Raw genomic sequence first — 19,247 nt, 5'->3', positions numbered from 1 at the left:
TTCTCGAATAATACACCGTCTTCACCAAGTTCCATCTTCGCCGCTCCAGGCATATGGAATACTTTTGTCATCGGCTTCTGGAAGACGGTCCGCGATTTCATCTCTTCGCTTCTGCCTCGCACGGAGTTGATGGCAATCGCCTTTTTCTCCGTTCCCTCAGGAAAATAAACTTTGATGCGCGCCCCTTTTTCCGGCATACAGTGAAAGATGTTATTGCCTTCCGGTGAGTACGGAAACCACCAATTCCCTCGTTCGTCATGATCGTGATCAATATCCAAATGCACCTTAACCATGTTGTTGCCGCGTTTTATAACGCGTCCTTCCAAGGCAACTCCCTGAAGCGCACGATTCGTTCTTACCTTACGCCGAAGAGCCGCACGCTGCATCAGTACATATTCATAATAGATGAAACCCGACTCATAAGTAATAACGGATTCCGTAACCACCCACATCTGTCCCTTAAAAGAAACGTTGTCCCCCACCTGGCAGTACTGGTTCGTATGTACCCGGTAACTAACGAAGTCAGATTCCCCCAAGTCTGAGCTCGCATCCGAATTCGCTTGAATATCAAGAAAGTTCCCCCGATCTTTAATGATTGAATAATGATGGGATCGGATAACCTTCCCCCAAGAGAAATCAGGTACGCCAAAATAAACCCGAGGCGCATCCATGACGATATCAGGAAGGATGACCGTACCGATCCGCGATGCCAGCCTTTTTAAGAACTGCCAATTCGTCTCTTCATACTGCACGATGAGCTGACCAATCGTCGCTTCAGGGGGCGTAGCTTCGTTCTGGGCATCGCCTCCGGGATACAGATTGGCCATCTGCCGAATCAAATCGGTATAAGTCAGGGACTTGTTCTGAAAGGAACGACTTTCTAAATTCCGATCCATTTCATAGGTTCGCGACAGGCCTTCTATAGTCACATGGGGAATGCCGTCTTCCATCTGAATATCGATATTGGAGATTCCACCTGCGAACAGGTACTCATTCCCCTGCTCGGTAGATTTACGAATAAGCAAACTATCTCGGTATGTACCATTTCTTAAGCATATATCGGCTTGTTCCTCCGACATAGTCGTTGAAATATAACAACGGGTATGATCATTAAACTTACGAACAATTCGAAAGCTGCGAACCGCCGAAAGTTCATATGGCAATTCAATTTGAAAACCGTCTATGTCACGCCATCTTTTCATCTTAACTGCCTCCTTCCTTTAAGATCATTATCTTTCTAGAAATTCGGGAGGCGTTGGTTCCATTCCGTTAGTTAAGAGCTGAATCTTTCCCCCATACTTGCAAGTTAAGCATGATTTTGTGGTAAGAGCGGGGACTCCATCGATCATGACATTTGAACTTCCGTTGTCCCACTCTACTCCATCCGATGGTTTAGCTAAACCCGCCATCATTGCTGCAAAATTAGGAACTCCGCTTATCGAAGTTAAGCTGCTATTACTCATGCCCATGGCATACCCCATTGGCGTTGGCTGTAAGTGAGGCATCAATTTAGGAACGCATGGGAAAATTTTATGTTCTTCCCCGTATGGCAGCACTTTGGTATCGGGATCATAATTGTATATATAACTTGGTCCCGAATCTCCTGTCGCCACATGGGCAATTTTCATAGGATTTAGCGCGCTCCGGCAAAAGCCAAAAGAATAAAAGTTTCCATTCATTTCACCCTTAAGTTCCTCAATAGGAAATCCCATAAAGGTTTTTTCTTCCGAATTTGATGGCACACAGTCCTTCACGGTCATCATCTTATTGTCGTTAATATACACGCCGTTTGGTTCAAGCTGATTCAATACTTCTTCATGGGTTCCCATCGTACAATACATGTAGGCTCCCCGTGCAACATAGGTTTCCCGCTTGCTTTCCGCCCTCCATGGAGCATTCATTATTTCACTTATGGTGCTTTGTTTTAGAAAGCTCGTATAAAGTTTATCCACTTCTCATTCACCTGCCATTAATAAGAATTCGTCTTACATTTAATCCATACAGGCTAGTCCGCAGCATCCCTTCCGCCACATCAAGTCGTACAACCAAGTAGGATTTGCGGTAAACATTCAGCTTGAACATGCTTAAACCCTCAATAAGCTTTTCATCTACCATAAAAAGATCTAGTTTTTCTATAACCTCAGCGTTCTTCTTGGCGTATTCCTGATCAGTACAAGGTACTTCCGCGAAATTGGGCAGATAATAATGCACCTGGCCATTACGCGCCATATCGATCACGATGACCTTCTTATGAGCTAATCCGTGCGCATACCGCTTCAGAATTTGATACACGTCCTCAGACACAAGTAAAACCGGCTTCTCCAAAATACATCCATATTCCAATGCCTTGGGCGAATCAATATATACAAACTCCTCGTCCTCGGCAAATTCATAGCCCTTCTTCATTTGCTCAGAACAATTGATCAAACCGTCAAGGCTTCCTAGCCTGCGATCCTGCTCCAGGATAAAATATTCCATCTGCTCACTCCTCTACCCAAACGATAGATTGCCGCTGGCTCTCAGATAATGAGACTAAAGATTGATCACGTCTTAACATTGTGCTTCCCGTTAAATCTGCTCCGGTAAAGTCGATTCCCTCCATCAACGCCCCTCTAAAATCACCGGCAATGGCTGCATTTTGAAAACTCGCTGCTCTCAAATTAGCGCCTTGGAATTGGATGCCATGAATGCCGAACATGAGCCCATAGTTTTCATTCAGAACGTCCCGGCCGCCAGTGATTTCGTCAAAACAGGCCCGCTCCAGGTTGCATTCACGGAAGGAAGCATCAAACATAACGCTCCCGAAAAAGTCAACTTCGGAACAATCACAAGCTTCGAATTTGCTGCTTAATAAATAGCTGCCCTGCAGATGACTGCCTAAAAGCTGGACCCTCTCAAGTCTCGTGAAGTTGAGTTGAATTCCCTCATAATTGCCATTAGAAATATCCACATCCGCGATATGTTCATAGACGTATTCATGGTCCAGCTTTTTATCTAACCACTGTCTACAGACGGTCGATGATTTTTGTCGGCTGTTGCAGCAGTATACAGATTCGCTTATTTCCATATCTCCGTACTCGCCTACGCAAATTTCGAATTGCGTGTCTTTAGCAAGCTCCAGGTAAGAGGGTAGGGTCATTAAGCGATCGACAGCATGCCGGACGGCATGAACCATATACACGTGAAAAGAATCCACTTGTTCCCTTCTCCAGTAGTCCAATGATTGCGGCTGAATAATCCCCATATATTCCTTCCGTTTGTTTTCACAAGCTTGGCTCCAAGCCGTAAAATAATCATGAATCCACTTTGCCTCATATCTATAAGGTGAGATCTTAGTACTACCTAAAGTTTCGTGATCGAAAACTTCCAGCATATACTCCGCATGTCCCTCAAAAAGTCGAGTACGCAGCAAGGATATTTTAATAACGCAGCATTTTTTCATAAGATCGAGGTTTTGCAATTGAATAGCATACTGAAAGAATTCATCCATGACCAGCACGAGGTCCGCGGCAATTCGATCCTTCTCCCGGCCAAAAAAATCATGCAAAGCTCTAATCTGTTCCGTTCTATACTTCAAAGCTTCCTGTGTGAATTGCTCCCATGCTTCAATCCGATTCATTACGACCTCCCGTAATAGAAACTATTCATCCATTAGAATTTCAACGCCTTTTAACTTAACCTGACCTTGGTCAATCGTTATACCAGCCTTGCCTTCCTTCGTAGACATATCGATTTGATTCCCAAGGAGCAGAATCGAATCAGACACCATTTCAATCTGCTTTCCAGTCTGAAGCTTTATCTTACTGTTACTGTTTAAAATAATGGTGCCTTCGTTCGTCAACGTTATCGATGCGCCGTTCTGCGCCCCGACGATCGTAATCTTGTCTTCCTCGAACATGATTTTCTGGCCTGTCTTCGTCAGGAAGAATTTCCTATCCGGGTTACTCATCAAGTCTTCTTTTATATCCGCATCATAGTGAATAACAGGCTGCAGCATTTCCTGCTTGACCACTGTCGTTGTGGTATGGCTGCCGCCACTATTCTGACTTCCGCTCTGCTGCTGTCCGCCTCCTCCTGTTCCGGAATCCTGAGGAAGCTTCTTCCGTACACTGCTGAGCGCGATGCCTTCTGCCTCATTTGCACTTGGAAAATAAATACGCACATCATCGCCCTTCTCCGGCATGACGTACCACCCTGTCTGATCCTCCGAGGCATACATGGTTGAATAAGGGAACAAATATGCAGTTTGCTGGTTCCAATCCTGATCATATTCCAGCTTCACCTTGACTTCATCGCGAACCACGACGGCTACTTTGCCTAGAATCGAGGCACCGATAATTTTGGTATTATTGACTCTTCTTTGATATCCAGCTCTCGGTAAGCAAAGCGTATATGTATGCGTAAGAACTCCACGAGACATTTCAGTGAGTACTTCAAACACGTGGAGTTGCTGATTTTTGAACGTGACTCTGTCTCCCAATTCCAATTCCTGATTCAATACAATCTCATAGCAGATGAAATCCTGCTCACTGAGGCCGGACTCTTTGGGGTCTCCCGTATTTTTAAAAGCAAGTAAATCTTTATACACCCGATAATGGGTTGCCTCAATTTGCCCTCGGTCGCTATGGTCGGGGATGCCAAGATAGAAACAAATGCTGTCGCGCGAAGCGATGGGAACAAGAGGGGCATGATACCGAGATGCCAGACGCTTTAGGAACTGCCAGTCTGTCTCCTGATATTGCAATGTGAATCCACTCAGAGTACGCTGTTCGGAAAACGTATTTCCAATATAAGCTCTCGAATAAGGCGCGGCGATATGCTTCATCACTTGTTCAATCTGCTGCGACTTGTCCTGAAAAGCACGGTACTCCAGCTTGATATCCATAGCATATGTGTGAGACGCAGCCTCAGCCTCCAGCCAATAGACTTCCCGATCTACCTTAATGTGCAACTTGAGCAGCATACCGTGAAACAGCGTCTTTTTTGCCCCCTTTTGATCGTAGTAGAGCAGTTCTACGGGGGTGTGCTCGTTGGCCATTCTCATATATTGCTCTTCCATCTCTTCAGGAATAATACCGCTGAAGGTTAGTCTCGCATGGTCATTGATCTTCTTCACCAGCTTCACGTCATGCAGCTTCATCTCAAACGGAGCAATTTTCAAGGTATCATACGCAACGATCAAGCTTGACATATACTTCATCTCCTTTGCTTACTTCTTTTCCTCTATCTGTAGGCCGACCGCACCAAACTTCCCTAATCCACGATCACCCGCTGGCCGCCTCCCGGGATCATGCCTAGCTTGCTGCCACCACCCCGGACACCGTCCAGGATACGGCACAAATACTTGTGGATCTCCACATTGGTATACTCCCTGCTGCTCATGCCAAGACGGTTCGCCATATAGTGCAAAATGACGTCCCGAGCGAGGGTTCCCTCGTTCATGCACATCATCGTAAACATGAAGTCCTGCGGATCGCCGCTTCCCTTGAGTATCATTTCCTCTGCGAAGCAGCGCAGGATAACCGGGGACAAGGTGCTTTTGCCGTAAGCCGCATAGCGGACATGCAGAACATTCACGGTATTAAATTCAGTCGCCAGGTCCCGGAAGCCCTGGTAGTCCTGCCGCAGCCGGGCGCCTTCCTTCAGCTTGAAGCGGCATAGCTCGAGCTCGGAGGCACCCGTCTCCATCTGTTCGTCGATCACGATCTCACTGCGATACGTCCGCCAGTCGCTGTCTTCTTCGCCTGCATGGAAACGAACCTTCAGCGCGGCCTCCCTCCCTGTAGCGCGGCACTTGGTGCTCACAGCATCTTTCAACAAATATAAACGCCCTTGGTGCTTGACGATGCCGGGATGAACGGTCAAGGAATCTGCTCCAACCTCAACATGGGCACCTGTAATGATGCCGTCCGTATATTCCTGATAGTAGACATCCACAAATTCGCGTGGGAAATCCCGCAGATTTTCCAGCATCGCCGTCTTTAGGATCCGGCCCTTCTCGAACTTCGGTGCAATATGGTTAAACATTGCCTTCCCCTCCTTCCGGCTGTGACGTTCATACCACTCACCCGGTTAAGTTCTGTATGATCGATAACCTACGAAGCTTGCTGCCCCTCATATGAACTCCGTGTAGGTGCAGGACAGAATGGAAGTAAAGATCATAGCGAGTGCAGCTAGAGCATAGCGCATAAAGACAGCATCCTGCGGACCTTCACAGGCTGCATTATGGTTAGCCTAGTTAAAAAGTTCATCGCACTCCCCTACTTCATCCCGTCAAAAAAGTCCAGCTCCGACCGCTCGTTCTCGAACGGAAACAGCTCCTTGCGGCCGAGCAGCAGCCCTTCGTCCTGGCGGGCGATTGGCAGCACGTGAAAGCCCCAGTGATTTTCATCCGCAAAGACGAAATACTTCGTCTCCCCGTTCACGATAGAGTCGGTATCGTCCTGCGGAATTTTATCCTGATAGACCGCTTGGATATCCTCATATTTCACGGACTCATAGTCCTTGATCCGGTTATGGTACACATAGCTGTGCCGCAGCACGCCGTCCGATCCCCGCAGGAGGAACTCCACCTCCTGTGTGTGGTAAGGCCGGGAGATGAAGCCCAGCACCCGGTTCGTCCGTTCCAGGCTGGAGATTAGCTCCAGCTCGCGGCGGTCATGGGTGTATGCGCTGACCGAATACGGGATGACGGCGGCATGATTCGTAATGCTCGTCTCAATGACGCCGGCCTTCCGGGCGTTCAGATAGCGGATTGCTCCGCGCAGGCAGGCCAGCTTCAACTCGGGAACACGGCCTTCGACGGGTTTTTGCCGGAATTCGATGCTCCGTCCCGGGACAAACTCCTTCAGCGCCTCGCGAAACACCTCGATCCGGCAGGATTGCCCGGTCAGCTTAATAATCGAATACTCGCTCAGCACGCCGTCCTGGTAGAATCCATCCAGAAATTTGCGCAGCACCTCGTAGATATCCCCTTTAATCAGCTGGGTAATTTCCTTGATATTGAACACAACATTCGGAATTTCATATTCATCCTTCAATTCACCGCCCCGAAGTACCGACAGGAACCATCGCTCCATCGTGGTTATCTGCAAATCGTTATCCCGGCTGTCGTCCTCCTCTGCGTCGAAGCGGTTCCTCAGGATTCCGGTCTTGCGGAAAAACTGTTCCTTCATGCCCTCGGCAATCTCCCACAAGAAATAAAAATTGCCGCGAACCCGGTAATACTCGTCCCGCGAGCGATTCTCGTACATTGCAAAGGCGGTCGGAATCATCGCCTCCGCCTCACGATAACGTCGCTCCAGTTCGGTATACACCGCGGACACGCCGTTCTCATCCACTTCGCGGAACAAGTCGTTTGCCGGAATATCGATCAAATCATCGATATCCGTCACTCTGCGCCGCCCGCTTGTGTAATAATCGGCGAATACGATTTTCATAAACTGCATAATGCGATATGTAATGTTGTTGCCGCCAAAATGCGTATCCCCGTTCTCATACGTCGCGTCCATCACGATGCGGTAGGACATATGCCCGTCCTCGACGCGGAAGCGGCAGGAGGATAAATCCGTCGTTCCGCCCCCGCAGTCGATCACGAGTGCTTTATACTCCGTCCCCTCCATGAATATATTCCGTTCCAGGCCGTCCGCAATCGTGTTGTACAGTACGGCCATCCCCTCATCCAGCGCCTCCTGCTGCTCAATTCGGAAATCCGGCAAAATCTCGGCGAACATTTTAAGGAACGGGGCCTTCATCTTGACGGGACTTGAGAAATGCAGGTTCTTGAACTTGCATTTGAATTGATGTTCCGCCATCTGGATTACGTATTTCAAATACGCCTGAATGATATCCCGCCGCAATATGGAAGCCGTATTTCCTTCGCTGTCCATAATCTCGACCGGCTGGTTATAGCTGTTCACCCAACGTTTAAGCCCCTGAAATACCGAGGCCCGGCTGCTGTAGCTGCTGCGGCGGATATTCAACAACGCCTCATGGCCGAACTGGTATTTTACCGCTGCCGGGTCTGAGCAATCGGCTGCGCTGACCGCGGTAGGCAGCGCCTCGAGCCATTCCGTTCTTCGGTACGTCGGATCGGGAAACTTCACGAAATTCACTTCATTGGATCGAATATGACCGTTTAACACATCAAGACTGCTCGGAGACTGCGCATACCCGTGGTATAAAAAAGCGCCGGCCGTCGTATTGGAAGTACCGAAATCGATCGCCAGCACGGCATCCGTCTTTTGCAGCTCCCGTATGTCCAGCTCAGCCAGCGGAATTTTATAATATTGGATTTGAACGGGCGGCAGCGCCTGCGCTTGGTAATACGCTTTATACACATATTCCGAATCACGCTTGCGGAGGAACAACAGGCTGTACTGGCGATTGGACGTACGCTGCCATTCCATGCTGCTGTCCGCCGCCAAATAAAAGCTGCCCGCCTCGCCCTCCTCTTTGCGCAAATGAAGAATGCCGCAGAGCTCCATCCGGTCGTTGACGAGCAGTACATTGGACTCCGCAAATACCGCAGGGGCCTTCACCTTATAGCCGTCGCTTTTATCGATGGCGATGTTCGGATAAATGACGATGCGGGCCGGAACACGAATGCCCCCGTCCCCTTGAAGCGAGGCCTGCATGTATTTGCGCATCACCGTCTTTACGCGCTCGAAGCCGCCTTCGCAGAAAGGGCCGATGAACATCTCTTCGTCCGCGCCCAAATACTTCAGGATGACGCGGATCATTTCTTCCCGGTCCAGCCGATGGCTAAGCCCCTCTACGAGTCGTTCCCGGTAGCAAATATTCCGCAGTTGGAAGGTGGTCATCTCCGTAAGCTCATCCTGCGTATATCGAACCTTCCCGCGCACCCGCTGTTGGCTGGTGGGATCCGTGTACAGTTTATAGCCCTTCATGCTTGATCAATTCCTCCTCCAAAATGGTTAGGGGCATCCTTAAAAAATACCTGTTCAAAAAGTCAAATTTTCAGCTCCGAGAAGGTTGAGTGAAGTCAGGACTGAGCAACTACCTCTCTAATACATGGCGATGCGATCCTGAATCATTGTATCCGCGGCATCGATAATCCCCACATGGCAATCCCAATACACCTCGGTGCGGTAGCGAACCGGGAGGAACAGCTCCATCAGCAGCTCCAGCTTCCGGCCGGCGAGCTCCGTCTTCTTCTGACCGATGTAGAACAGCATCTCATCCTTCTCCTCGCTGTTGACATAAATCGTCGAGCGGCGAAACATTCGGCTTACCGTGCTTCGAAGCAGGTTCAGCGTCTCTCCCGTGTCATACATGCGGAGGATTGCGCAGGTGATCCACTCCCGTTCATCCCGCTCGAACAGACCGATCCGCTCTTTTACCCGCTCGCCGAACGCCCCGGCTTCCAAATCCCGCAGAACGAATCGGATGTGATATTCCCGCTTATTCATGCCCTGCATAAAGTCCAACTCCGCCAGGAAATGAATCAGAATATCAAACAGCGTATGGCGGATCTCCTCATCTTCCGTCAAGTTGATGTTCAGCAAATCGCGGAACACATCGGAGAATCGATAGAACGGGTTGACCTCCACCTCGACCTGCTCGCCCGCTGCGGCATTTAAATCCTCTAAGCTAAGCTCCATGTAAGGCGAGTACACCTTGGCCGGAAGGAAAGTAACATCCCGCTTATGAATTCCGGATTCCTGCGCCTGAACGAGCAAATCCCAAATGTAATTCAAGCCCATTCTCCTTCACAGCGATATTCGGGGAACGACATCTGGACTTGGGACACCAAAAAGCTCATCATATCCTCGGCTAAATAACCCAACTCCTTGCCGGATTCTCGGTAGATGAATTTCAGGCACATCCGCCATTTTCCGTTATCCACCCGAACTTCATCCGTAATGAACCGGTTCAGCTCATAGGTCAGCGCGTTATTGGCGGAAGGAGGCCGAATCTCCACATCCACGAGCTCCAGCCATTCCGATACGGCAAAAGAATGGATAATCCGCACGATCTCGCCCTTGGAGCGAACGACCTGTCCTTGACTGCGGCCATAATTGCTGATGAAATCGTCCCGCTGCCGGTTCGACATCAGTGCGTAACTCAGCTTGCCCATACCTGTACTAACCGGCTCCACCACCATCAATACCTGCCAGGAATCGGATTTATCACGCGTCGATACAACGGTCAGTTCCTCCGGCGAACGCTTGATGTAACGAATGCTGTCGTCATTGGTGTCGACCAGATAGCCATGCTGCAGCCCGCTTTTGCGCAGCGGCAGCACATGCTCGAAATTCACGCGATCAGCCGCCGGAACCGGGAAGCCTCCCGTCTTCAGTTCCAGGCGCTGAATGTTCCAGAGTGGAACTAGATCCGTTCTTTTATATGCTTCGTATTCCTCCAGATGAACGGTGATCTCCTGAACTTCCTCTTCTACCGCCAGCTGTACGTCCCCCCCGATCAATACGACGTTCACGAATTTGTAAGCGTAAGGATGATTGATCGTTTTCCAAGGTAGGCCATTGCTTAGAAAAACATGATACAGCTTCTCGATTTCTCGTATGTATGCGGTATTTCGCTCCAGCTTGACTTGAATGACATGACGGCCTATATTCGTAACCAACTCTCCTCGAAATGTCCGGTCACTGTAGAGCAGTTCCTGAATCATTGGGTATTTGCATTCCAGAAACAAGGAAAATAACGGCTGCTCCTCTCCCTCGTTTAGACGGGCAACCAAATGATGCAGATCAATCCTTCGCGGCTCCGTATCTTCCGTAATCATCGGGAACAAATACTCGTGCAGGGGATCCCATTCCTCACGGCGGCACATCCCCACATACACATCGTATTTGCTGTCCTGATTGCCGACCTCTTCGAATACTCGCCGCTCAATCTGGCGGTTCAGCTCCTCCTGGTATTCGACCAGGCCTAGGAACACGCCGCTCATCAGATTGCGAAGCAGCCGGCGCTGCTGCAAATCCTCCATTTTACTAAGCCGATCCATCACGATATCCTTCATGATCCCCCGCCTCCTTCCGGCGTAGCTGACCGATCCTGCCTGTCGCTCGTAGAACTTGCTGGGCTTGCTCCTGCCTCCTCAGATCCAGCGGTTGTACCCTGATTCACCGAACTTGGCCCTGATGAAGTTGATCCATCAGGCGAAGAAGTGCCTCCTGAAGCTTGATCCTCGCTTCCTTCATGTCTCGTGGCTCCGTTAATACTCGATCCTGAAGCACCGCTCCACTCGGAAGCCCCGCCGGATCCATTGCTCCCGTTCGATCCGTTATTTCCACTTGAGCCATTCTGTCCATTCATTCCATTCGAACCGTTCATCCCGGACATGTCCGAAACGGGCCCCCCTCCCGCCGAGAGCGAAGCCGAATCCGGTTGTCCCGCCGCAGGCACTATGGGATTGCGTTTCTCGTCGGCTTTGGCAATTTTCCGCTCCATCGCCAGCACCCGCTCCAGCTTGTCGATCTCCTGGTAAATTTCCTGGGCCAGCGCATAAGCCTCGATGGCGGCGTTATAATCCAGTGCGGCTAGCGCGCGGTCACCTTTTTTCTCCAAATTGTCGGCCTTAAGCGTTTTGGTCTCCCGATAAATGGTATTGATTTTCCCCTCGGCCTCTTCCATCTTCGTCTCCAACTGCTTCTGACCGCTCGGATAATTCGCTTCAATCGCTGCCCTGTACGCCTTCTTGTATGTCTCCAGCGCGCGGGTGTAATCCTGATTCTGGAAGTGGATATCGCCTTCCTTTATGACTTCCGTCAGCTTGGCGACCGCCTCGCTTCGCTCGATTCGCGCCTGAATATCCTCTACCTTGAACGGCTTGTACTTCTCCGCCTCACCCAGCGCTTTCGTATAGCTGTCCAGTGCCATATCGAAGCTGCCGTCCTTCACGTATTCGTCGCCGTCCGTCAATGCTTGGGCCACGCGCTGCTTGTTGCGAAGCAGTTGGAAATGCAGCTTGTCTTTCAGCTTGCTGGCCGCGTTCTTCGCTTCACTGTAAGCCTTAAGCGCTTTCGGGTAATCGCTGGCGGATGCGTATTCGTCACCCTCCTGCTCAAACTCGGTCATCTGCACGACCGTCTCGGCCAGTTTAGCCGCCTGCCTAGCCTTCGCATACCAGATGCCTCCCCCGGCAATCACCATGGTGAGCAGCAGTATTGCGATGCGTATGATCCATTTCTTCCGGTTTTTGGGCTTCTCGGTAAACGTCTTGTTAGCGTAAACAGCGGCTGCAGTATAATTGTTCACCGTCTGCTGCTGCTTGCTGAGGACAATGTCCTCCAGCGTATCCGTCAAGCTGTCGGGATCACTCGATTCCGCCAGTGCATCGAGCATTTCCGGCAGCTCGACCTCTTCCCAAATTCCCGGTGTGCACAGAAGAAGCACATCTCCATCCGAAAGCGGAGTTTTATTTGAAATATAGGGTTCAAAACGATCTGGCCGCCCCATATAACTCAACAAATTTCCTCGCTCCTCATGGCCGGAAAATCCTTCCTCGGACACCCTTCCGTCCTCCAGAAGCAACTGCGCCAGGCTTTGATCTTTGGAACGCAAATTCAGCCGACCGCCGCGAAAATGGTATAATCGCGCATGGCCACAGGTCGCCCACACCATCCGCGTATAATTCGTCACAACAACGAGCACGCTGGCTTTCAGCCGGACTCTGCGGCTTTCAAACTTCAACCACTCATGAGCTGTCTCCAAATCCTGCCTGATTTTTCTCCGTGACAAGGATGGCTTCTCCATAAAATTCTCCAGGATGACACTGACTGCCATTTTTGCGCTATGTGCCTCTCGATCCGTATCGAGACCATCCGCAATAACGTAGCAAGCCATGTCCTCAAGCTCCACGAAGGCAAAATAATCTCTGTTGTCGATATACGAACCCGCTTCGGAGACAAATGCGGTCTTGAAATCGCTGTTCTCCTTTCTCATGTGTTCCTCCGTTTCCCCCGACCTGCTGCGAGAATAATGATGTGTTAATCCATTTGCAAAATAATGGCCGTTGCATTGTCCTGATGCTTGTAACTCTTGCGCTCAATCAAGCTGATCATCTCTTCCGCGGCATCCTGCGGCGGCAAGCCCCGCATCAATATCTGCTCCATCTCTACCTCGGTCAGCGCATCATAAACCCCGTCGCTGCACAGAATGATCGTGTCATTTGCTTGCAGGGATACCGGATCGCCAACCTCCATGCTTTTAAAACCGCCATATCCCAAATAGTTAACCAGCTGGTTGCGATTCGGATTCTCCTTGGCTTCCTCCTTGCTGATTTCACCGGATAGATACTTTTCCTCCAGCACCGTCTCCAGGGTATGCTTGGAATTGATCGGAATAAATTCGCCATCCCTAAACAGAATAATCATGCTGTCTCCAACCGCAGCCCAATGCAGTAATCCTCCGGACACGATGCCCACGACGAGCGTCGTTCCTCCGGTTTCCCCGCCAAGCTGCTCCAGGATTGCCCGGTTGCTGATCAGTGCCGCTTTGTGAAAATACTCGGGAATATCCGCCGGATCATCCACCTTCAGATACTCTCTCGAGAACATCGTAACGGCCAGCGTACTAGCCATTCGTCCATGCGACAACCCGCTAATGCCGTCGGCTATCACAGCCATCGCACCGATTTTCGTTGTCGAGCTTGAGAAGTAATCATCCTGCTCTTCCCGCTTGCCGATCGTCTGGGCATTCCCAATTTTGTTCGTTTCAATAATGTCTGGAATATACAGAAGTTCGCTATTCTCCGGCGTAGTTTCTACAGCGGGGCTCGTACGCAGCTTTTGCCGCATAACAAGCAATACGGCGACGGTGATCAGTGCAGCCGCAACGATTCCGTACGATTCGAAAAAACTCAAATCCTCCATCGTTACCATCCGTTCTTAACTGTTATCCCACTCAAAATGTGGTCCGCATAAAGGCACAAATACAAATTTACTGCGCCCGAGCTGGATTAAATCATAGGCGTTAAGCTCAGCCGGCGTGTATACCGCTTCGTTGTTGTGATAAGCAAGCCCTGAGGCATCGCCCGGCAGCAAATAAAAATTTCGCTTCTTCGGATCGTAGACGATCACGGCATGATTGCGTCTGGACACCGCGTTATCCCCGATAAGCCGAATCTGCATTTCCTCCGCGCGGCCGATGAAATTTTTCTCAGCCATAATACGGTAATCCTGTCCCATCTGCGGTCCCTCAACACATACCAACCAGCCGGTTACCGGCTGAATCCCCGTCGTCTCCCCCAGATAAGGCATCGTCTTCTCTTCCATATCCTCCGCGACCTGGGGTCTGCGTGATTCGTTCCGCGAAGGCTGCTCTAGCGTCGTATTGCAATATGGACAAGTGTTGCCATGCTTTCTCGTACTGAACATGTGTCCATTCAGGCATCTCGTCAAGCTCATCTTCGATTCAATCCCCCATTTGTAGGTAAGTGTGTTCTCCGTTATTTCACTAACAATCGCGTATTAGCAATAAAGATCATATCCCCTGTACCAATCTCTACAGGCTCTTCGACAACAAGCCGATTCGCCTCGCTGCGTCCTGCTTTGCGGATACCTGTCCCGCTGTGGGAATCCGCATCTTCAATGAACCACTGATCGCCAACACGATTCAGGACAGCATGCTCGGAGCTGACAAGCGACGCATACTCGCAGTCCGATAAATCTATGTCAACCTCGCCGCGCTGCGTGTTTTTTCCGATCAGGACTGAGGTTTCTCCCTTGACGTACCATTCCTTCACGCGCTCTCCGTCATCATCGAGCAGCACGATCTTCGCGACAGCTTCCCTCGCTACCTGTGGCTTATCATTGGAACGACCACTGGTCCAAATCAACACGCCTGCAATCACGGCCGATGCCGCGACGATGGACATTTGCAATGTATAATGCAAAGGACGGAGCAGGGCATACAGCACCATACCGGCTAATATTCCGTATATCAACAGATCAATTCGTGTAATCCATTTGTGGTTCTCCGGCTTCAAGTGGCTCCCCCCCGTCAATGTATGTAGGCAATATCAGTTTATTTTTTATAGCCAAAAAATTGATTGAACATCGCTGAAGTATCCAGCGGATTCTTATTATTTGCTTCCTTATCCTGCGAATCTGACCGCCCCTTGGGCGACGACATGCCAAAAAACTGCTCAAATTGCTTGTGTATCTCAGCCGGATCAAAGCCTTCCGACTCCACCTTCGCCGATGATGTGCCAGACGATTTCCGTCCGCCCTGCCCTGCCTTCGACCTTCCACTCCGCTGACCTGAGGATGGATTGGCACTAGCCTGCCTCTCGTCGTAAGCTGCACGAAGCTGCTCATCGCTTAAGGTCTCGTAAGCCTCGACAATCAGCTTGAACTTGGCTTCCGCTTCTGCATTCCCGGGATTGACGTCCGGATGATAACGCTTGGCCAGCCTGCGATAAGCTTGCCGAACCTCGGCTGTCGTGGACTGCCTAGAAACTCCGAGCTCTGTGTAGTAATCGGTACCATTCAACGCGATTTCCCCGCTTTCGCTTATGCCTTTATCGGCCTGATCAAAGAGCACCTGACTTGCTTTCGTGCTTTTTCCCACTGTGAGCAGGTTGTCACTCTGCAGCCTTTCTTATCTCAAGCGGGCGTTCGCACAAGGTATAGTAAATCTCAAGGGGCCAGGCCCCTTGAGATTGCTTGCTGCCCTGGTACTATGAGTGCAATGAATTAATTGCTTGCGTCGTAACCGCCGTTAAGCTTAGCCAACTCGGTTTTGTCTTTCTTCTGCTTCACGTACAGCTCGAAAGAACCTACACCTTCGGTGTCGCCGAACGTTTCTTTGTAATCCACCACAAAAGCGTTAGGGAATGTAATTTCCCGAACCACTTGATCCGCTGCGATCACTTCAAGCGTCAGCTTACGGTAGCAATCCGCCTTTTCTGCAGGAACCAAAGACCACAGCGCCAGCTTCAGCGTGTCATCCGCTTTGTCACCGTCCGTGGCAGTGATGATTTTACCGCTGATTTTCAATGTGGAACCAACATCAGTTGATCTAGCATTTGAATCATCCGGTGTATCCGTGTCATAAACCACTTTCTGAATGTTGTCCAATCCGAGCTCGATCGTTTCGGCTCCTTCTACCTTCAATCTGAATCCCATACGTAAATCCTCCTTAGCATAAGTGAAATTATTTGTTCGGGCAGATGTTCTTGCCCAAAATTTATGTAACGAGACGAACCGTTGAAGGATCGTCTCCCACATACAGATTAAGTTGATGCTTCGTGATCAAAGTGGCACCGAGAAGGTTGAATGAAGCTAGGGACTGAGGAACGGAGTGTAGGAGAAACCTACATGAGCACCGGAAGGCCCGGCTGAATTCAAGATTCGATGCCGAGTATTCCTTCAGTTCCCGCTTCGTGATCAAACTCCCCTTTGAATTTCCTCTAGGCAACTTTTCAGCACCGAGAAGATTGGATGAAGACGGAACTGAGGAGCGGAGCGTAGGCAAAACCTACGTGAGCACCGGAAGTTTCGGCTGAATTCAATATTCGACGCCGAGTATTCCCTCAGTTCCCGCTTCGTGATCAAAAGTTGTCTTATGAATTTTAATCAGATTCAAAAAATGACTTTTCAGCACCGAGAAGGTTGAATAAAGCTAGGGACTGAGGAGCGGAGCGTAGGCAAACCTACGTGAGCACCGGAAGGCCCGGCTGAATTCAAGATTCGATGCCGAGTATTCCTTCAGTTCCTGCTTCGTGATCAAAAGTTGCTTTTGAATTTCCCCTCTTAGGCTTTGACTGGACTGGTGCCTTTGGTAATCATAACTTCCAAATTCTTCACATTGCCGTTATAGATCAGATCAATGTGACACAGGTTGTTCTTCTCGTCGATCACATAATTCATGTCATCTCCGTCATGAATAATTGAATTTATGAAACCGCGCTTGGCCAGCCACATGCTCTTCTGGCTGCTCGGATTGTTACTGAAAAATTTAATGATGTTCTCATGCTTGAAGTCGGCCGTCTGGAAGCGAAGAATCCGCTCTATGTATGTGCTGACCAGTGTTTTGTAAATGGAGTCGAACCCGTCCTCCGACGCAGCTAGGCTTCTCGCCTTGTACACCGTAATCCGGCGGATATCCTTGCCTTGCAGCTGAGCGTTCTCCGAGGAGAAAATAAAGCCGAAGTTCTTCCGGTTAATCGAATCCTTGATCGTATTCGTAAATCCGGTAATTTCCTTCGCCATCGTCGTGACCGCCCGCAGGCTGTTCTCGCCAGCTTCAATGTCAAAACGAACGCCAGGGAACTCTTTGCTCGTGTTCTTGAAGGATTCCTTCAAGTACTCCGGACACTGATAGGCTGAGACGATACCCGCAGCCACATACGAGGCCCCAACATAAACACCCTCGATCCAGAGCTTGAGAATGTCTTCCTTTTCCTTGGAGAGCTGGGCTCCGTTCTCGGTCTGAACCATGCGGCTATCGATGATTACGCCCGACTTTTCCTTCGGAATGACCGTAAAGTTCGGAATACATGGAATTGCATATTCACTGTACTCTTTACGGAGGAGCGGCGTGCATTTATCGATGTATTTATCGATTCCTGCAGTAGCCATATTGTTGAACGTCGTCTCTTCTCCCGATTCGAAGCTGAAGAAGATTTGCACCTTGAAGTCTTTGACAACCTGCATGAGCATCGACAAGGATTCCATGGTGTTGCCATCCTGCTTGGCAATTTTCTCGTTGCCCTTGAAGCGCTCGCGGGTTACCTTCACCTTGCCGGCACTCTCCAGCTCTACGGAAGGAACGATGCCGAACCAGATCGTATCCGAGAAATCATTCTTGGAGTTGACCGTGTTCAAATAAGTCTCCAAACGAGGGATATTGGCGCTTTTCACGATCATGTCCAGCTTCGTATTCGTCACGAGCAGCGAAGGTGCCATCCCTTTGTTCTTGACGGCATATTGATCAAAAAACATTTTGACGCCGAGAATTTTCTCCACCAGCGGCTTCACGGTTTTGACAAAATCATCCTTGGCCGTTTTGTAGAATTCCAAATACGTGTTGTAGTTCTGTACCTCTGTCTCAAGATTCACTTCCGTGCTTACCGCCGGCAGCGGACTAAAGGTTCGTACAACCAAATCCTTAACATAACCGGATGGAGTTTCCGTGATGGAGTTGTAATCGTCTTCGAAGACAACCGCCAAACCATTGGAGCTGTTCTCGTCCAGCAGCACAAGTTCCGTGCTGTCCCCCTTCGGAGCCTCGATGATTTTTAACTCCCCGCTCTCCCCGATCGTCAGCATCCCGATTTGCACCGCTTCGGAATCGCTTTCCTCGTTGGAGCTGCCGAGCAGCAGACGCGTCTTAATATCCTCGATCGCCAGTGGAAGCATAGCCATCACGTTGTTGTAATTGGCACTCGCCTCTTCGAACATCGCGTTCAGTTTGTCGCCCATATCCAGCTTTTTCGGATCCTCGTCATCCAGCTTCTCGTATTGTCCGTACATGTAATGGATTTCCTTACGAACCTGACGAATGTCATCCATGACCTTCTTCGGCGAAATCATGTCGAGCAAATGCTCAAACTTGAAATCGACGTTTGTCATTCCTTGGCTGCGTTTCGTGTCGATCAGTGTGAACAGCATTTTCAAGAAATCATTGTGTTGATCAATCCGGATTTCGGAAATCGCCTCCTCGGCGATTCCATCGGGCTTCTTCAGCATGTAGACGACTTTTTGGTTAGCCGCATTGAAAAATGAGTACACCGTCGGCGAGAACTTGTCCAAAAATTCATCGAAACTTCGCACTAAAAGCTGGCTATTGATCTCCTTGATTTTGTCGTCGCTCAGACTATCAATGCCTTTAACATCGCCCACAATGGTGATCAGGTCCAGCTTCTCGGGATTGATCTCTTCGAACAGCATCGTTCGATTGGTCTGATTGATAATATCCATTGTCGTTATTCCTCCTCCCGTTTCTAAAAAGCGCAGCCGGCCTGATGAAGACCCCGGATTCTTTCCCATGCCGGACGCTTGCACTACTTATTTTTTCGACGGTATCCGACTATTGTACGGGATACCTGGGTCGTATGACCGGGACGAGTTTCACTGTACCCGGGTCTCGAGGGTAATATTAAACATCGCTCATATCAATTGTCAATATCTTGAATTGATGATGAATATAGGGACTTAAGAACCTTTCATTCATTCACATGAGGAAAATATATCCAATTAAAGACCTATTTTTTGGAATAATATACAATAAACAAGGCCCAATTCCGATATAAGTTTGAA

The 19,247-nt window shown here is 49.6% G+C and carries 15 protein-coding genes and 1 pseudogene; all 16 read right to left on the bottom strand.

What is annotated here, in order from left to right; all coding sequences use genetic code 11:
* A pseudogene (locus tag ACOZB4_RS32250) lies at positions 1-1,202 on the bottom strand (hypothetical protein); the annotation flags it as partial.
* A gap of 27 nt (positions 1,203-1,229) precedes the next feature.
* Positions 1,230-1,952 (bottom strand): DUF4280 domain-containing protein, encoded by a 723-nt coding sequence (locus ACOZB4_RS32245; RefSeq protein ID WP_379415596.1) that lies wholly within the window; start codon positions 1,950-1,952, stop codon positions 1,230-1,232.
* A gap of 7 nt (positions 1,953-1,959) precedes the next feature.
* Positions 1,960-2,478 (bottom strand): hypothetical protein, encoded by a 519-nt coding sequence (locus ACOZB4_RS32240; protein WP_379415598.1) that lies wholly within the window; start codon positions 2,476-2,478, stop codon positions 1,960-1,962.
* Positions 2,479-2,482: 4 nt separating this feature from the next.
* Complete coding sequence (locus ACOZB4_RS32235) at positions 2,483-3,619, bottom strand: pentapeptide repeat-containing protein (protein WP_422759726.1); 1,137 nt, start codon at positions 3,617-3,619, stop codon at positions 2,483-2,485.
* 21 nt (positions 3,620-3,640) lie between these two features.
* Positions 3,641-5,191, bottom strand: a complete 1,551-nt coding sequence (locus tag ACOZB4_RS32230) for a contractile injection system protein, VgrG/Pvc8 family (RefSeq protein ID WP_379415603.1) — start codon at positions 5,189-5,191, stop codon at positions 3,641-3,643.
* A gap of 62 nt (positions 5,192-5,253) precedes the next feature.
* Entirely contained in the window at positions 5,254-6,027 is a 774-nt protein-coding gene (locus ACOZB4_RS32225) for a DNA and RNA helicase (RefSeq protein ID WP_379415605.1), read from the bottom strand.
* Positions 6,028-6,260: 233 nt separating this feature from the next.
* Complete coding sequence (locus ACOZB4_RS32220) at positions 6,261-8,909, bottom strand: molecular chaperone (RefSeq protein ID WP_379415608.1); 2,649 nt, start codon at positions 8,907-8,909, stop codon at positions 6,261-6,263.
* A gap of 117 nt (positions 8,910-9,026) precedes the next feature.
* The gene (locus ACOZB4_RS32215) at positions 9,027-9,725 is read right to left on the bottom strand and encodes an iron-dependent peroxidase (protein WP_379415610.1); all 699 of its coding nucleotides are present in this window, start codon (positions 9,723-9,725) and stop codon (positions 9,027-9,029) included.
* Positions 9,716-11,002, bottom strand: a complete 1,287-nt coding sequence (locus ACOZB4_RS32210; RefSeq protein WP_379415612.1) for a normocyte-binding protein — start codon at positions 11,000-11,002, stop codon at positions 9,716-9,718. Before ACOZB4_RS32210 ends, ACOZB4_RS32215 begins: the two co-directional genes overlap by 10 nt.
* Positions 10,999-12,927 carry a serine/threonine protein phosphatase gene (locus tag ACOZB4_RS32205; RefSeq protein ID WP_379415614.1) on the bottom strand — a complete coding sequence of 643 codons (1,929 nt, stop codon included), beginning with the start codon at positions 12,925-12,927 and terminating at the stop codon, positions 10,999-11,001. Before ACOZB4_RS32205 ends, ACOZB4_RS32210 begins: the two co-directional genes overlap by 4 nt.
* A 44-nt stretch (positions 12,928-12,971) precedes the next feature.
* On the bottom strand, positions 12,972-13,856 hold the full coding sequence (locus tag ACOZB4_RS32200) for a PP2C family protein-serine/threonine phosphatase (protein ID WP_379415617.1): 885 nt from the start codon (positions 13,854-13,856) through the stop codon (positions 12,972-12,974).
* 15 nt (positions 13,857-13,871) lie between these two features.
* A complete protein-coding gene (locus ACOZB4_RS32195) occupies positions 13,872-14,390 on the bottom strand; it encodes an FHA domain-containing protein (RefSeq protein ID WP_076324588.1) in 519 nt (172 codons plus the stop codon).
* 41 nt (positions 14,391-14,431) lie between these two features.
* A complete protein-coding gene (locus ACOZB4_RS32190) occupies positions 14,432-14,971 on the bottom strand; it encodes an FHA domain-containing protein (RefSeq protein WP_379415620.1) in 540 nt (179 codons plus the stop codon).
* Between the two features lie 38 nt (positions 14,972-15,009).
* Positions 15,010-15,555 (bottom strand): J domain-containing protein, encoded by a 546-nt coding sequence (locus ACOZB4_RS32185; protein ID WP_379415622.1) that lies wholly within the window; start codon positions 15,553-15,555, stop codon positions 15,010-15,012.
* A 125-nt stretch (positions 15,556-15,680) separates the two neighbouring features.
* Entirely contained in the window at positions 15,681-16,112 is a 432-nt protein-coding gene (locus ACOZB4_RS32180) for a membrane-associated protease 1 (protein ID WP_379415624.1), read from the bottom strand.
* Between the two features lie 627 nt (positions 16,113-16,739).
* Complete coding sequence (locus ACOZB4_RS32175; protein ID WP_379415627.1) at positions 16,740-18,908, bottom strand: transcriptional regulator; 2,169 nt, start codon at positions 18,906-18,908, stop codon at positions 16,740-16,742.
* Positions 18,909-19,247: the final 339 nt, after the last annotated feature.

It is taken from the genome of Paenibacillus sp. NPDC058898 (assembly GCF_049316025.1).
In the GTDB taxonomy this organism is placed as follows: Bacteria; Bacillota; Bacilli; order Paenibacillales; family Paenibacillaceae; genus Paenibacillus_AQ.
The sequence above is the reverse complement of the archived record's forward strand: the minus strand, read 5'-3'. Positions and strand labels throughout refer to the sequence as shown.

Bases quoted from the DNA above. Each gene is read 5' to 3' on its own strand.
- ACOZB4_RS32215 (WP_379415610.1), bottom strand. From the start codon at position 9,725: ATGGGCTTGAATTACATTTGGGATTTGCTCGTTCAGGCGCAGGAATCC.
- ACOZB4_RS32175 (WP_379415627.1), bottom strand. From the start codon at position 18,908: ATGGATATTATCAATCAGACCAATCGAACGATGCTGTTCGAAGAGATC.
- ACOZB4_RS32220 (WP_379415608.1), bottom strand. From the start codon at position 8,909: ATGAAGGGCTATAAACTGTACACGGATCCCACCAGCCAACAGCGGGTG.
- ACOZB4_RS32225 (WP_379415605.1), bottom strand. From the start codon at position 6,027: ATGTTTAACCATATTGCACCGAAGTTCGAGAAGGGCCGGATCCTAAAG.
- ACOZB4_RS32195 (WP_076324588.1), bottom strand. From the start codon at position 14,390: ATGAGCTTGACGAGATGCCTGAATGGACACATGTTCAGTACGAGAAAG.
- ACOZB4_RS32230 (WP_379415603.1), bottom strand. From the start codon at position 5,191: ATGTCAAGCTTGATCGTTGCGTATGATACCTTGAAAATTGCTCCGTTT.
- ACOZB4_RS32240 (WP_379415598.1), bottom strand. From the start codon at position 2,478: ATGGAATATTTTATCCTGGAGCAGGATCGCAGGCTAGGAAGCCTTGAC.
- ACOZB4_RS32180 (WP_379415624.1), bottom strand. From the start codon at position 16,112: ATGGGATTCAGATTGAAGGTAGAAGGAGCCGAAACGATCGAGCTCGGA.
- ACOZB4_RS32235 (WP_422759726.1), bottom strand. From the start codon at position 3,619: ATGAATCGGATTGAAGCATGGGAGCAATTCACACAGGAAGCTTTGAAG.
- ACOZB4_RS32205 (WP_379415614.1), bottom strand. From the start codon at position 12,927: ATGAGAAAGGAGAACAGCGATTTCAAGACCGCATTTGTCTCCGAAGCG.
- ACOZB4_RS32200 (WP_379415617.1), bottom strand. From the start codon at position 13,856: ATGGAGGATTTGAGTTTTTTCGAATCGTACGGAATCGTTGCGGCTGCA.
- ACOZB4_RS32210 (WP_379415612.1), bottom strand. From the start codon at position 11,002: ATGAAGGATATCGTGATGGATCGGCTTAGTAAAATGGAGGATTTGCAG.